This window comes from Streptomyces sp. SID14436 (assembly GCF_010548465.1).
Lineage (GTDB): Bacteria > Actinomycetota > Actinomycetes > Streptomycetales > Streptomycetaceae > Streptomyces.
In genome coordinates this window covers 1-13723 of sequence record NZ_JAAGMD010000347.1, presented here as the reverse complement: position 1 = coordinate 13723, position 13723 = coordinate 1, and the positions used below count along the sequence as shown (strand labels likewise).

14 protein-coding genes and 1 pseudogene are annotated in these 13723 nt (G+C 73.8%); 6 read left to right on the top strand and 9 right to left on the bottom strand.

All coding sequences use genetic code 11. The features are described 5' to 3' along the window. Positions 1–681: pseudogene (locus G3I53_RS12415) on the top strand (hypothetical protein); the annotation flags it as partial. A 62-nt stretch (positions 682–743) separates the two neighbouring features. Here the strand turns inward: G3I53_RS12415 and G3I53_RS12410 are convergent. The 8 genes from G3I53_RS12410 to G3I53_RS12375 all read right to left on the bottom strand — a co-directional run bounded on the left by G3I53_RS12410 (position 744) and on the right by G3I53_RS12375 (position 8178). Beyond that, positions 744–1490, bottom strand: a complete 747-nt coding sequence (locus G3I53_RS12410) for a class I SAM-dependent methyltransferase (RefSeq protein ID WP_164337396.1) — start codon at positions 1488–1490, stop codon at positions 744–746. A gap of 59 nt (positions 1491–1549) precedes the next feature. Further along, positions 1550–2005: an SRPBCC domain-containing protein gene (locus tag G3I53_RS12405; protein WP_164337397.1), complete on the bottom strand. Its 456-nt coding sequence runs from the start codon at positions 2003–2005 to the stop codon at positions 1550–1552. Between the two features lie 243 nt (positions 2006–2248). Further along, on the bottom strand, positions 2249–3670 hold the full coding sequence (locus tag G3I53_RS12400; RefSeq protein ID WP_164337399.1) for a HAMP domain-containing sensor histidine kinase: 1422 nt from the start codon (positions 3668–3670) through the stop codon (positions 2249–2251). Positions 3671–4381: 711 nt separating this feature from the next. Beyond that, on the bottom strand, positions 4382–5128 hold the full coding sequence (locus G3I53_RS12395) for a response regulator transcription factor (RefSeq protein WP_164438338.1): 747 nt from the start codon (positions 5126–5128) through the stop codon (positions 4382–4384). 75 nt (positions 5129–5203) lie between these two features. Continuing rightward, entirely contained in the window at positions 5204–5869 is a 666-nt protein-coding gene (locus G3I53_RS12390; RefSeq protein ID WP_164334689.1) for an FMN reductase, read from the bottom strand. Further along, entirely contained in the window at positions 5866–6951 is a 1086-nt protein-coding gene (locus G3I53_RS12385; RefSeq protein ID WP_164334690.1) for an LLM class flavin-dependent oxidoreductase, read from the bottom strand. Before G3I53_RS12385 ends, G3I53_RS12390 begins: the two co-directional genes overlap by 4 nt. Before the next feature lie 187 nt (positions 6952–7138). Then, positions 7139–7624, bottom strand: coding sequence for a MarR family transcriptional regulator (locus G3I53_RS12380; RefSeq protein ID WP_164334691.1), 486 nt, complete (start codon positions 7622–7624; stop codon positions 7139–7141). Positions 7625–7641: 17 nt separating this feature from the next. Then, positions 7642–8178 carry a hypothetical protein gene (locus G3I53_RS12375; RefSeq protein ID WP_239063824.1) on the bottom strand — a complete coding sequence of 179 codons (537 nt, stop codon included), beginning with the start codon at positions 8176–8178 and terminating at the stop codon, positions 7642–7644. A 151-nt stretch (positions 8179–8329) separates the two neighbouring features. Here G3I53_RS12375 and G3I53_RS12370 point away from each other — a divergent pair, with 151 nt between their 5' ends. Beyond that, a complete protein-coding gene (locus G3I53_RS12370; RefSeq protein WP_164332924.1) occupies positions 8330–8668 on the top strand; it encodes a YnfA family protein in 339 nt (112 codons plus the stop codon). A 104-nt stretch (positions 8669–8772) separates the two neighbouring features. Next, positions 8773–9555 (top strand): SDR family NAD(P)-dependent oxidoreductase, encoded by a 783-nt coding sequence (locus G3I53_RS12365; protein ID WP_164332925.1) that lies wholly within the window; start codon positions 8773–8775, stop codon positions 9553–9555. A gap of 101 nt (positions 9556–9656) precedes the next feature. Here G3I53_RS12365 and G3I53_RS12360 read toward each other — a convergent pair whose 3' ends face one another. Then, the gene (locus G3I53_RS12360) at positions 9657–10850 is read right to left on the bottom strand and encodes an RtcB family protein (RefSeq protein ID WP_164332926.1); all 1194 of its coding nucleotides are present in this window, start codon (positions 10848–10850) and stop codon (positions 9657–9659) included. Between the two features lie 214 nt (positions 10851–11064). Here G3I53_RS12360 and G3I53_RS12355 point away from each other — a divergent pair, with 214 nt between their 5' ends. The 3 genes from G3I53_RS12355 to G3I53_RS12345 form a co-directional block, all read left to right on the top strand. After that, positions 11065–11892 carry a DUF3558 domain-containing protein gene (locus G3I53_RS12355; RefSeq protein ID WP_164332927.1) on the top strand — a complete coding sequence of 276 codons (828 nt, stop codon included), beginning with the start codon at positions 11065–11067 and terminating at the stop codon, positions 11890–11892. A 120-nt stretch (positions 11893–12012) separates the two neighbouring features. After that, positions 12013–12873: a DUF3558 family protein gene (locus tag G3I53_RS12350; RefSeq protein ID WP_164332928.1), complete on the top strand. Its 861-nt coding sequence runs from the start codon at positions 12013–12015 to the stop codon at positions 12871–12873. 102 nt (positions 12874–12975) lie between these two features. Beyond that, positions 12976–13723, top strand: a 748-nt coding sequence (locus G3I53_RS12345) for a DUF2637 domain-containing protein (protein WP_164438337.1), incomplete at its 3' end; no start/stop codon positions are given.

The following is a 13723-nucleotide window of genomic DNA, read 5'->3' as shown; positions in this document are numbered from 1 at the left end:
GTCCTGACCGTCGCGGCCACCGCCCTCGCCGTGGCCGGCCTGACCGTCGCCGGGACGCTGGCCTGGCAGGCGGACCACGGCCGGCCGGACGACGACCGGGCGGGCAGCGGCACCGACGCGGGCACCGGGCGGAACAAGGGCACCGGCCCGGCCTCCCCGTCCACCGGCCCCGCCCACGACGAGGACGGCGACCAGGGCGGCACCGGGGACGGCGGAGACGGCGGACGCCCCGTGCCGTCGGCCCCGGCCGGCTACACCCTGCTGTTCGCCAACAAGCCCTTCACCTTCGCACCGCCGCCCGGCGACGACCGGGCCAACCACCTGGACCTCGACGTCCCCCGGTCCACCACCATGGAACGGGGGGCGCTCGCGGGACCGGCCGAGCTGGTCTACAACTCCGACGGCTGGCTCGGCAGCATGCTGGTGGTCGTCGGGGAGCGGACGACCGTGTGCACGGAGGAGCAGGAGACCGCCGTGCTGTCCCACCCGCTGCCCGCCGCCGAACTGCGGCTCGGACGGCAGGTGAAGGTCGGCACCGTCCTGTGCTCGATCACCAGCAACGACCACGTGGCCGAGGCGGAGATCACCGAGATCGTGCCGGGCGAGGGCGCCGACGGCCTGCCGACGTACAAGGGCTTCGTCACCGCGTGGAAGCGCCCCGCCACGGGCACGGCGGGCTGACCGGGGGCGGCGGACGCCCCCGGGCCGGGTCACCGGCCGCTGGCCGGCGCCACGGGCCGGCGCTACGGCCCGACCGGCAGCCGGTAGACGGAGACGTGGGAGCCCGAGTCGGCGGTGAACCCGGTGCCGGACCAGTCCGCGTGCCGGGACTCCAGCTCGAACCCGGCCAGCCGGGCCATCAGGTCGAGTTCGGCCGGCCAGATGTAGCGGTGCGGGCTGCGGTACAGCCGCGCCTCCTCGCTGCCGTCCTCGAACCGGAAGTGGTGGGACACGAGGTGCTGGCGGACCACGTCGTAGGTGTCCAGGCCGATGTACCCGGGGTCGCTGTGCCAGACCGTCGCCCGCTGCCCCGGCGGCAGGGCGCGCAGGTCGGGCACCCCCAGCTCGACCACGAACCGGCCGCCGGGGGTGAGGTGGCGGGCGGCGTTGTGGAAGCAGGCGACCTGCTCGTCCTGGGTGAGCAGATTGGAGATCGTGTTGTAGACGAGGTACACGAGCGCGTACACGCCGGGAGCGCGCGTGGTCGCCATGTCGCCGACGACGACGGGCAGCGCCGACTCGTCCGCCTTGGTGCGCAGTCGGGCGACCATCGGGCGGGACAGCTCGATCCCGGTCACGGGCACGCCGCGCTCCGCGAGGGGCACCGCCACCCGGCCGGTGCCGACGGCGAACTCCAGCGCCCGCCCGTCACCGGCGAGTCCGGCCAGCCGGTCCACGGTGGGGCCGAGCACCTCGGGGGCGAACATGCCGGTACCGGGGGTGTCGTAGCGGCGGGCGGCGGCTTCGTTCCAGATCTCTTCCTGGTCCACTCCGCCAACCCTCCTCGCGGGCACGGACGTTGTCCAACACATATCCCGCACGGCGCCGGTCAGGACCGCGTCGCGTTCTGGTCCAGGTAGGTGGCGAGGCTGTCCAGGAGCAGGGTGCTGCCCTGCTCGGCCATGTCGCGTTCCTCGGCCGTGTCGCAGGTCTGGCGGAGCACGATCGTCGTGCGGTAGTCGTCCCGCGCGTCCAGTTCCATCGCCATGGTGCTGGGGTCGGCGCCCCCGGGCCGGTCCATGCCGAGGACCAGCAGGCGGGGCTCGGCGACCTCCTGGTAGGAGCCGGTCAGCGGGACCCGGTCGCCGTCGGGGGTGGCCACGGTGGCCTTCCAGGCGCCGCCCGGCCGGACGTCCATCTCCACGGATCCCGGCACGGCGTACGCCCACCGGGCGTACTCGTCGGGGGTCGTCCAGGCCCGCCACACGGTCTCCGCGGGGGCGTCCAGCGTGCGCGTCAGGGCGTAGGAGAAGGGGCCGGTGCGGGGGGTCTGCTCGGTGCTCATGGCTGGGTCCTCTCGGATGTCGTCCACGGTGGGTGTCGTCCAGGGTGGGTGTCGCCCGCGGGGTGTCGTCCGCGGTGTGTTGCTGTCGAATCGGTAGACACCCGCGGGGCCGCGGACTCATCGGTCGCCCCCGCATCCCGCTGTTTCCCGGGGAACCACCCCGGCGCCCGCCTGCTCCGTCCCCACCGTTCCCGCGTCCCCGCCGTCGGCGCCGGCGTGCGTGCCGCCCGGTCGCGGCGCCTCCTACGCCCGCGTCCCCTCCTCGGCCACTCCGCCCACCGTGAAGCCGATCACCGTGCCGCCGCCCTCCCGCCGGGCCGCGTGCGGCAGGCCGCCGTGGGCGAGGGCCACCTCGCGGACGATGGACAGGCCGAGACCCGAGCCGGGCAGCGAGCGGGCGTCGGCCGCGCGGTAGAAGCGGTCGAAGACGTGCAGCAGGTCCTCGTCGGTGATGCCCGGCCCCCGGTCACGCACCTCCACCCGGACCGTGCCCGGGCGGGCGGTCGCGGCCACGTCGATCTCGATGGGCGCGCGGCCGTTCCGGTCGAACTTGACGGCGTTCTCCACCAGGTTCGACACCGCCCGGGTGAGCATGCCGGGCCGCCCGTCGGTGGTGGTGTCGCCGCTCGCCGCGACCAGGATCCGCCGGCCGCTGCGCCGCCGGGCGTGTGCCGCCACCTCCTGGGCGACGTCGGCGAGGTCGACCCTGCGGGGCGGCTCGGTGTCGGACTGTCCCGCCGCCAGCTCGACGAGTTCGTTGACCAGGTCGGTCAGCTCGCGCGCCTCCTGGGTGAGGTCGGCGACGAGTTCCTCGCGGGTGCCGGGCGGGAGTTCGTCGACCCGGCGCAGCAGGGTGATGTTGGTGCGCAGCGAGGTGAGCGGGGTGCGCAGCTCGTGGCCGGCGTCCTGGACGAGCCGCCGCTGGTCCTCCTCGGACTGCGCGAGCCGCCCGAGCATCCGGTCGAAGGCGCGGCCGAGCCGGCCCACCTCGTCGTGTCCGGCGACGGGCACCTGGATGCCGAGCCGGCGGGTGCGGGCGACGTCCTCGGCGGCGCGGGTGAGGACGACGAGCCGACGGGTGATGCGCCGGGCCAGCCACCAGCCGAACAGTCCGGCGCCGACCACCACGGCGGTCATGAGGACGAGGGTGCGGCGCTGGAGCGTGCGGAGCAGGTCCTCGGTGTTGCTGAACTCCTGGGCGACCTGCACCGCGCCCCGGCCGCCGCCCAGGGAGACGGTCGCGACCCGGTAGACGTCGTCGCCCACGTCCACGTCGGCGTGCTCGACCGCCTGCCCGGCCGTGGCGGCCCCGGCGATCCGGCGGTCGGCGGCCTCCACCGGCAGGCCCGGACTGCCCGGGTCGTAGACCTCCCCGTCCGGGCCGAGGACCTGGACGTCGGTCCGCGCGGGACGGACCAGGTCGTGGCCGGGGGCGGTGGAGGAGAAGTCCAGCGGGGTCATGCGGTTGTCCCGCACCTCGTTGCGCAGGTCCTGCACGACCTCCCGGAACACGGACTGCTGGTCCACGCGGACCAGCCGGGCGGCGGCGGTGTAGGAGAGGAAGCCGATCAGGAGGGTGACGGTGGCGGTCACGGCGGCGAAGGCGACCGCGAAGGTGGTCCCCAGCGACAGCAGCCGCGGCCGGAGCGGCCGCCCGCACCGCAGCCGGCCCCGGAACCGCGAGCGGCTCCGGGACGCGCGAGGTGGGCACTTCTCGGTCCGGCTGCCGGGGGCGGGACGTGTGTCGGTTCCGCTCCCGGACGGGGGACGTGGTTCCGGCCGACTACCGGACGGGGGACGTGGTTCCGGCCGACCACCGGACGCGGAAAGCGGCTCCGACCGGACGTCGGACGTGGGACGCGGCTCCGACCGGTCCCCGGACAAGGGACGCGGCTCCGGCCGACTACCGGACGCGGAAAGCGGCTCCGACCGGACATCGGACATAGGACCGGGCTCCGGCCAGTCCCCGGACAAGGGACGCGGCTCCGGCCGACTACCGGACGCGGAAAGCGGCTCCGACCGGTCCCCGGACAAGGGTCGCGGCTCCGACCGGCCGCCGGACGCGGAAAGCGGCTCCGACCGGAGATCAGACGCGGGACGCGGCCCCGACCGGTCCCCGACCAGCGGTCGCGGATTCGGCCGACTACCGGACGCGGGACGCGGCTCCGGCCGGCTCCCCGGCGGGGGACGCAGGTCCGATCGACCGCCGGAGGCAGGTCGCGGGTCCGGCCGGCTCCCGGTCGTGGGACGTGGCTCCGCCCCTGCCTCGGGCCCGATGCGGGAGTCCGGTCCGCCCCCGCCCCCGCCCCCGGTGTGCGGTTCCGGTGGCCGTCCGGTGGGGGGCCGCTGTGCCCGGCGGTCGTCCGGAGCCGTCACTCAGTCCTCCCGCAGCACGTACCCCACCCCGCGCACCGTGTGGATCAGCCGCGGGGCGTCCGGCTCGTCCAGTTTGCGGCGCAGGTAGCCCACGTAGACGGCGAGGTTCTTGGAGCCGGGGCCGAAATCGTAGCCCCAGATGCGGTCGTAGATCGTGGAGTGGTCCAGGACGGTGCCCGCGTTGCGGACCAGCAGTTCCAGCAGCTCGAACTCGGTGCGGGTCAGTTCCAGCTCCCGTCGGCCGCGCCAGGCCCGGCGGGCCTGCGGGTCCATGCGCACCCCGGCCGCCTCCACGGTCCGTCCGGCGGGCGCCGGCTCCCGCGGGGTCTCGCGCACCGCTTCCCGGGGGCCGCCGCTCACGGCGTCGGACGCGGGGGCGGGGGCGGCCCGGCGCAGCAGGGCGCGGAGGCGGGCGAAGACCTCGTCGACGTCGAACGGCTTGACGACGTAGTCGTCGGCACCGGCGTCCAGTCCGGCGATCCGGTCGGCGGTCTCCACGAGCGCCGTCAGCATCAGCACCGGGGTCCGGTCGCCCTCGGCGCGCAGCGCCCGGCAGACCTGGAGGCCGTCGATGCCGGGCATCATCACGTCCAGCACGAGCACGTCGGGACGGCTGCGGTGGGCCTGGGCGAGCGCTTCGAGGCCGTCGGCGACCGCGGTGACCCGGTAGCCCTCCAGGGTCAGGGCCCGCTCCAGGGCGTGGCGGATCGCGCGGTCGTCTTCGGCGAGCAGGACGGTGTGCGGCACGGGATCCAGTGTGCCAACCGTGACAGCCGTCCGGCCCCGGCTGGAGGGAACCGGGGCCGGGGTCTGAGGGGGATCTCACCCGGTGGGGCGCAGTGCGGCGAGCCGTTCCTCGAACGGCACGACCTCCTCGAAGGAGTCCCGCTCGGGCGTCGCCCGCCCGCCGGGCACCACGGCGGGCCCGTCCGGGGAGCCGGACGCCGCCGCCCGGCCGGCGGGGGCCGTCAGCGCCACCAGCTGGCCGGCCGCGCGCTCGATGCGCCCGTCCAGGCCCTCGGCGCCCCAGTCCTCGGAGGCCGCGTAGACGCCGGTGGGCACGACGACGGCCTTGAGGTAGGAGAAGAGCGGCCGCAGGGCGTGGTCCAGCACCAGCGAGTGCCGGGCCGTGCCGCCGGTCGCCGCGATCAGGACCGGCTTTCCGGCGAGGGCGTCGGGGTCGGTGACGCTCAGCCCGTCGAAGAACGACTTGAACAGGCCGCTGTACGACGCCGAGAACACCGGGGTGACCACGATCAGGGCGTCCGCCCGCGTCACCGCCTCGTACGCCTCGGACAGGGACCGGCCGGCGAAGCCGTTGGTGAAGGTGTGCGCGATCTCCACGGCGAGGTCGCGCAGCTCGATCACCCGGACGTCCTCGGCGGAGCCGTCTCCGGCCGCGGCCTGCGCGGCGGCGGCCAGCCGGTCGCCGAGCAGCCGGGTGGACGACGGCACGCTCAGTCCCGCCGACACGACGACGAGCCTCATGCGGGGGTCACCTCCTTGCGGGCGAGCAGCGACGCGTGGGTCGGGGCCTCGGGCGCGTCGGCCGAACGGTTCTTGGCGAACTCCTTGCGGAGCACGGGCACGACCTCCTCGCCCAGCAGGTCGAGCTGCTCCAGCACGGTCTTCAGGGGCAGCCCGGCGTGGTCCATCAGGAAGAGCTGGCGCTGGTAGTCGCCCGCGTAGTCGCGGAAGGACAGCGTCTTCTCGATGACCTGCTGGGGCGAGCCCACGGTGAGCGGGGTCTGCGCGGTGAACTCCTCCAGCGACGGGCCGTGGCCGTAGACGGGGGCGACGTCGAAGTAGGGGCGGAACTCGCGCACCGCGTCCTGCGAGTTCTTCCGCATGAACACCTGGCCGCCGAGGCCGACGATCGCCTGCTCGGGGGTGCCGTGCCCGTAGTGCGCGAACCGGGTGCGGTACAGCTCGACCATGCGCTTGGTGTGGTCGGCGGGCCAGAAGATGTTGTTGTGGAAGAAGCCGTCGCCGTAGTACGCGGCCTGCTCGGCGATCTCCGGCGAGCGGATGGAGCCGTGCCAGACGAACGGCGGTACGCCGTCCAGCGGGCGGGGCGTGGAGGTGAAGCCCTGCAACGGGGTACGGAACTTGCCCTCCCAGTTGACGACGTCCTCGCGCCACAGCCGGTGCAGCAGGGCGTAGTTCTCGATGGCGAGGTTGATGCCCTGGCGGATGTCCTGCCCGAACCAGGGGTAGACCGGGCCGGTGTTGCCGCGCCCCATCATCAGGTCCATCCGGCCGTCGGCCAGGTGCTGGAGCATCGCGAAGTCCTCGGCGATCTTCACCGGGTCGTTCGTGGTGATCAGCGTGGTGGAGGTGGACAGGATGAGCCGCTGGGTGCGGGCGGCTATGTAGCCGAGCATGGTCGTCGGCGAGGACGGCACGAACGGCGGGTTGTGGTGCTCACCCGTCGCGAACACGTCCAGGCCCACTTCCTCGGCCTTCAGCGCGATGGCGACCATGGCCTTGATCCGCTCGCGCTCGGTCGGTGTACGCCCCGTCGTGGGATCGGGGGTCACGTCCCCGACGCTGAAGATTCCGAACTGCATCCCGCTCACCCTCCAGGTTGTTTACGGTTCAACTATATCCCCGGAACGGTGCGCCCGCACCTCCTATTCCCCTTGCGCCCGTCCCTCCGCCCGAGTACCCGCGTCCGGGCCGGCGGCACGCCGGGCACCCGCTCCGGAAAGGTCGCCTGACCTGGGGTTTCGGCAGGCCAAGGCCGACCGGGCCGGATCAGCCGGCGCCGCGCCCGTCCCCCGACCGCAGCCGGGCTGCCTGGGTGGCGGCGAAGGCGGTGGTGCGGCGCAGGAGCCCGACAAAGAGGGCCAGCCCGTCGTCGTCGAGGTCGTCGAACAGGCCGACCCAGCTCCCGCCGACCCCCTCCCACACCCGGCGGAACTCGGCCGCCCGCTCCGGCACCGCCGACACCAGCACCCGCCGCCGGTCGGCCGGGTCGCCCTCGCGCACCACGTACCCCGCCCGCTCCAGCCGGTCCACCAGTCGCGTCGCCGAGCCGGTCGTCAGCCCGGTCAGCTCACCGATCCGCCCGGTCGTCACCGGCCGCCCCTCCAGCGTCAGCAGGTTCAGGCACTGCAGGTCGCTGGGGTGCAGGCCGAGCCGGTCGGCGACGGCCTGGTTGAGCAGCACGTAGGCGGCCATGTGGCGCCGGGACGCCACGGCCAGCTCCGCCAGCAGCCGCTCCCGGTCGGGCCCGGACATCCCCTGCCCCGCCCGGCTCAGAAGTGGTACTCGTCCCCGGTGTCCAGCACCAGGACCCGTTGCCGGTCGTTGAGCCGGTTGCGGTCCAGCGCGCCGCCGCTCCACACCGTGTCCAGGTCCACGACGACCTCGGACGGCGCGCCCTCCAGCCGCACCCGCAGGTCGATCCGCTCCCCCACGCCGTCGACCGCCAGCGCGCCCGTGCGGCACAGCACCGCCTGCCCGCCCGAGCGGGCACAGCCCGCCGGCAGCTGCGGCTGCTCGTCCGCCAGCGGCTCCGACCACCGCAGCCGCACCGTCGCGTCCGCGACGGCGGACGGCCCGTGGTTGACCGGCACCAGCCGTACGTCGGTCTCCCCCGCGATCAGCGTCGCGACCCCGTGGTACGCCAGGTCGGCCTCGGCCCTCTCCACCGCCCCGGCCCCGGAGGCCGCCCCACCGGACAGCCCCAGGACCACCACGCCCGCCGCGAGCACCCGGGCGGCCCGCCGCCCCGCTCCCGGGGCCCGCCCGGTCCGCACCCGCCGCCGCTCCCGCCCGACCGGATTCCGCATGCCGCCACCCACTCCACATCGCACCGACTCACCGTGGTCGAGTGCATGTATCCCCCGCGCGGGCCCGGGCAGGCGCCGTCCAACAGGTGACACCCGGCCGGACCGCGGGGACCCCGGCGGGCCGCTCCGGGCCGCATGCGAGGCTGCCCGCATGCTGATCCTGCGCTCCGCCGTCCTGTTCGTCCTCGCCGCGATCCTGGAGATCGGCGGCGCCTGGCTGGTCTGGCAGGGCGTGCGGGAGCACCGCGGGTGGATGTGGGCCACCGGCGGCGTGCTCGCCCTCGGTGCCTACGGCTTCGTCGCCACCTTCCAGCCCGACGCCCACTTCGGCCGCGTCCTCGCCGCCTACGGCGGCATCTTCGTCGCCGGTTCGCTCCTGTGGGGCGCGGTCGCCGACGGCTACCGGCCGGACCGCTGGGACGTCACCGGCGCGCTGGTCTGCCTCGCCGGGATGGCCGTCATCATGTGGGCGCCCCGCAACGGGGGATGAGCCCCCTCCCAGCCACCAGGCCCCCGCAGGAGCCCGACCCCGCCGCCGGCGGCGCCCCGTCTACGCTGGGCGGCAGCCGTCCGCCCCAGCCCGAGGAGCAGCCCATGCCCAGCGCCGCCGCACCGTCCGCCGCCTCGCGGATCGCCGTCGTCACCGGGGCGAGCAGCGGCATCGGCGCCGCCACGGCGCGCGGGCTGGCCGAGGCCGGGTACCGCGTCGTGCTCACCGCCCGCCGCAAGGACCGCGTCGAGGCGCTCGCCGAGGAACTGACGGCGGCCGGGCACTCGGCGACCGCCTACCCGCTGGACGTCACCGACCGCGCGGCGGTCGACGAGTTCGCCACCGCCTTCCGGACGGTCGGCGTACTGGTCAACAACGCCGGCGGCGCGCTGGGCGCCGACCCGGTGGCGACCGGCGACCCGGACGACTGGCGCCGGATGTACGAGACGAACGTCATCGGCACCCTGCACCTCACCCAGGCGCTGCTGCCCAAGCTGGAGGCGAGCGGCGACGGCACCGTGGTGATCGTGTCGTCCACGGCGGGCTTCGCCACCTACGAGGGCGGCGCGGGCTACGTGGCCGCCAAGCACGCCGAGCACGTCCTCGCCGAGACGCTGCGCCTGGAGATCGTGGGCCGTCCGGTGCGCGTCGTCGAGATCGCGCCCGGCATGGTGAAGACCGACGAGTTCGCGCTCACCCGCTTCGGCGGCGACACGGAGAAGGCCGCCAAGGTCTACGAGGGGGTCGCCGAGCCGCTGACCGCCGCCGACGTCGCCGACACCATCACCTGGGCGGTGACCCGGCCCAGCCACGTCAACATCGACCTGCTGGTGGTCCGGCCGCGCGCCCAGGCGTCCAACACGAAGGTCCACCGCGAGCGGACCTGACCCGGCGGACCGGCCGCACCGGCCCGTGCGAGCGCGCGGAAGGGCCGGGCGGCCCCCCGCGCCGCCCGGCCCCCCAGGTGCTCACCCGAGCTCACGCCCCGTCAGCCCTTCACGCACACCACCTGCTTGAGCTTGGCCACGACCTCGACCAGGTCCCGCTGCTGGTCGATGACCTGCTCGATCGGCTTGTACGCGCCCGGGATCTCGTCGACGACGCCGGGGTCCTTGCGGCACTCCACGCCCCGCGTCTGCTCCTCCAGGTCCTTGGTGGAGAAGCGCCGCTTGGCCGCGTTGCGGCTCATCCGGCGGCCGGCGCCGTGGGACGCCGAGTTGAAGGACCGGGCGTTGCCGAGACCCTTGACGATGTACGAGCCCGTGCCCATGGAGCCCGGGATGATCCCGTACTCGCCGGAGCCCGCGCGGATCGCGCCCTTGCGGGTGACGAGCAGGTCCATGCCGTCGTAGCGCTCCTCGGCCACGTAGTTGTGGTGGGCGCTGATCTCCTGCTCGAAGACCGGCTTGGCCTTCTTGAACTCCTTGCGGACCACGTCCTTCAGGAGCGCCATCATGATCGAGCGGTTGCGGCGCGCGTACTCCTGCGCCCAGAACAGGTCGTTGCGGTAGGCCGCCATCTGCGGGGTGTCCGCCACGAAGACGGCGAGGTCCCGGTCGACCAGGCCCTGGTTGTGCGGGAGCTTCTGCGCGACCCCGATGTGGTGCTCGGCGAGTTCCTTGCCGATGTTGCGGGACCCGGAGTGCAGCATCAGCCAGACCGCGCCGTCGGTGTCCGTGCAGACCTCGACGAAGTGGTTGCCGCCGCCGAGCGTCCCCATCTGCTTGGTGGCACGGTCCTGGCGGAACTTCACCGCGTCCGCGACACCGCCGAAGCGCTCCCAGAAGTCGTCCCACCCGCCGGTCGCGAAGCCGTGCAGCCGGCCCGGGTCGACGGCCTCGTCGTGCATGCCGCGGCCCACCGGGATGGCCTGCTCGATCCGCGACCGCAGCCGGGACAGGTCGCCCGGCAGGTCGTCGGCGGTGAGGGACGTCTTCACCGCCGACATCCCGCAGCCGATGTCGACGCCGACCGCCGCCGGGCAGACCGCGCCGCGCATGGCGATGACCGAGCCGACCGTCGCGCCCTTGCCGTAGTGCACGTCGGGCATCACGGCCAGGCCCTTGATCCAGGGCAGGGTGGCCACGTTCCGCAGCTGCTGCAGCGCGACCTCCTCCACCGTCGCGGGATCGGTCCACATCCGGATCGGCACCTTCGCGCCCGGCAGCTCCACGTACGACATATCGCCCTCATTCCCCCGGAAAACATCAGAAGTCTCGAAACGCAAAACCGGCGCCAAGGTCACGGAAAATGGATGACGGACCGGCGTCCACGGCATTGCGTGCGATACACATTGTCTCCAGCGGGCGCCCCCGCGCGGCAAGCGATTAACCGGCGGGGACACTGCGAGACCACGCGGGCCCGGCCCCGCGCCCCCACCCGAGAGGAGCCCGACCGTGCAGCGCAGGGCCTACGTTTCCGGCGTCGCCGCACTGCTCGCGGTACTGCTGGCCGGGTGCACCGGCGGCTCGGGCGACGGGGCGCAGTCCGACAACTCCAACCCCGGTGAGCCGGGCACGGCGTCGCAGGCGGCCCAGCCCGGCAAGTACGCCACGCTGCCCGAGCCGTGCGGTGCGGTCGGCGACCAGGCCCTGGAGGAACTGCTGCCGGGCCTCGCCGAGTTGACCGACGAAGGCCGGCGGCGGAAGGCGTACGCGGGCGAGGCGACCCTGACCTACGACACCGACCGCAAGGTGGGCTGCCGTTGGAAGGTGGAGTCCGCCGACGCCACGGACCACCTGCTGGTCGACTTCGAGCGGATCGTCTCCTACGACAACAGCGTCAGCGACGACAGCCAGGCCGAGACGCTGTTCGCCGCGAAGCGGGAGGCGGCCCAGCTGCCGGAGCCGACGGCCACCGGTTCCGGCACGGCCGGCACCGGCTCCTCCCCGGACCCCGGTTCGTCCCCCTCCTCCCCTTCCTCCCCTTCGTCATCCTCTTCTCCCTCCTCGTCCGCTTCGTCCTCCTCGGCGCCGGACGCCGCCCTTCAGCCGCGGGTGCTGGACGACCTCGGCGACGAGGCGTTCCTCGACGACCAGCTGAGCAGCTCCGGTTCGACGGCCAAGGAGCGGACGGTGACTGTGGCGTTCCGCACGTCCAACGTCATCGTGACCATCCAGTACGCGGAGCAGCCGGCCGCCGTCGGCGTGGCGCCGGACAGTGAGGAAATGCAGGACAGGGCCAGGGAACTGGCCTCCCGGCTGGCCGATTCGCTGGGCGGCTGACCCCCGTTCGGGCTCCCCTCACCGCGTCCCGTGAACCGCGTGAAGCAGGACCACGCCGGGGGCGCACCGCGTACCGTGACCCCTCGGACCCCGATCCGGACCGCAGGGAACACGAGCGTCATGAGTGAAGGAACCATGCAGCGACGAGTACAGCGAGACCAGCGCGACCTGGGAGGAGCACCCACGGCGTCCAGGCCGGCCGCGAGAGCGCGGCGCCTGCCCCGGGTCCTGGTGGCCGCCGCGGCCGTCCCCGTGATGCTGGTCGCCGCCGGCTGCTCCTCGGACTCCGGCTCCGACGGCGGCAAGGACCAGAAGGCGTCGGACAGCTCCGCGTCGGCGTCCGCCGCCCCGTCCCCGACGGTGCGGGCCGCGGCGTTCAAGCGGCTCCCTCCGGAGGCGTGCGAGGTCCTGTCGAAGAAGACCCTCGACGACCTGGTCCCGAAGGCGAAGTCGGGCAAGGAGGGCACCTCCGACGACATCGAGCGGCGCGCCGGCTGCTCCTGGAGCAGCCTCGACAACAACGGCGTCAAGGGCTCGCAGTTCCGCTGGCTGAACGTGTCGCTGCTGCGCTTCGAGTCGGACGTCGCGCGCGGCGCGGGCGACGAACTGGCCAAGAAGTACTACGACAAGCAGGTCGGCGACGCGCAGTCCGCCGAGGGCGCGAAGGGCACCGAGTCCGAGCCGGTGAAGGGCGCGGGCGACGAGGCGACCGCCGTGCGCTACCAGCTGAAGAAGAAGGAAGGCACCTTCGCGCAGCAGACGGTCGTGGTCCGCGCCGAGAACGTCGTGGTCACGCTCGACTACAACGGTGCCGGTCTCGCCGGGGAGAAGATTCCGGACGCCGACGGCCTGATGAAGAAGGCGCAGAAGGCGGCCGCGGAAGCGGTCGACTCGGTGGTCGAGGCCAACGGCAAGGACTCGCCGACGCCGGACTCCCCCGCCGCGTCCACCTCCCCCTCGAAGGCGTCCGGCAAGGACTGATCCGGGGGCGGATCCCACGACGAAGCGGAACCGGCCACCCGTCTCCCGCACACATGTGCCACTCTGTTGCGCGCAACAAGACGCAAAGGGAGGGGAGTACGGGTGGCCGCGCCAATGCAGCTGACACGGACGCACCGCATACTCATCGGCGTGGTCGTCACCGGTGCGGTCGTCATCGCCGGGATCGGCTTCGCCGGTTCGTACGCGGCGGTCCGTGAGCTGGCCCTGAAAAAGGGCTTCGGGGACTTCAGTTACGTCTTCCCGATCGGCATCGACGCCGGTATCTGCGTCCTGCTCGCCCTGGACCTGCTGCTGACGTGGATCCGCATCCCGTTCCCGCTGCTGCGGCAGACGGCGTGGCTGCTGACGGCCGCGACCATCGCCTTCAACGGCGCGGCGGCCTGGCCGGATCCGCTCGGTGTGGGGATGCACGGCGTCATCCCGGTGCTGTTCGTCGTCTCGGTGGAGGCGGCACGGCACGCGATCGGCCGGATCGCCGACATCACCGCCGACAAGCACATGGAGGGCGTCCGCCTCACCCGGTGGATGCTCTCGCCGGTGCCCACCTTCCTGCTGTGGCGCCGGATGAAGCTGTGGGAGCTGCGCTCCTACGAGCAGGTGATCAAGCTGGAGCAGGAGCGGCTGGTCTACCAGGCCCGGCTGCGCTCCCGCTTCGGCCGCGCCTGGCGCCGCAAGGCCCCGGTGGAGTCCCTGATGCCGCTGCGGCTCGCCAAGTACGGCGTCCCGCTCGCCGAGACCGCCCCGGCGGGCCTCGCGGCGGCCGGCATCGAGCCGGTGCTGATCCCGCCGGCGCCCCAGCCGGAGGTGACCGCGGTGGGCCGGACGGCGG

What these genes read in the sequence shown, in the direction of transcription:
- G3I53_RS12405 (WP_164337397.1), bottom strand. Translation starts at nt 2,005, where the DNA reads ATGAGCACCGAGCAGACCCCCCGCACCGGCCCCTTCTCCTACGCCCTG.
- G3I53_RS12390 (WP_164334689.1), bottom strand. Translation starts at nt 5,869, where the DNA reads ATGAGGCTCGTCGTCGTGTCGGCGGGACTGAGCGTGCCGTCGTCCACC.
- G3I53_RS12385 (WP_164334690.1), bottom strand. Translation starts at nt 6,951, where the DNA reads ATGCAGTTCGGAATCTTCAGCGTCGGGGACGTGACCCCCGATCCCACG.
- G3I53_RS12380 (WP_164334691.1), bottom strand. Translation starts at nt 7,624, where the DNA reads ATGTCCGGGCCCGACCGGGAGCGGCTGCTGGCGGAGCTGGCCGTGGCG.
- G3I53_RS12375 (WP_239063824.1), bottom strand. Translation starts at nt 8,178, where the DNA reads ATGCGGAATCCGGTCGGGCGGGAGCGGCGGCGGGTGCGGACCGGGCGG.
- G3I53_RS12370 (WP_164332924.1), top strand. Translation starts at nt 8,330, where the DNA reads ATGCTGATCCTGCGCTCCGCCGTCCTGTTCGTCCTCGCCGCGATCCTG.
- G3I53_RS12365 (WP_164332925.1), top strand. Translation starts at nt 8,773, where the DNA reads ATGCCCAGCGCCGCCGCACCGTCCGCCGCCTCGCGGATCGCCGTCGTC.
- G3I53_RS12360 (WP_164332926.1), bottom strand. Translation starts at nt 10,850, where the DNA reads ATGTCGTACGTGGAGCTGCCGGGCGCGAAGGTGCCGATCCGGATGTGG.
- G3I53_RS12350 (WP_164332928.1), top strand. Translation starts at nt 12,013, where the DNA reads ATGAGTGAAGGAACCATGCAGCGACGAGTACAGCGAGACCAGCGCGAC.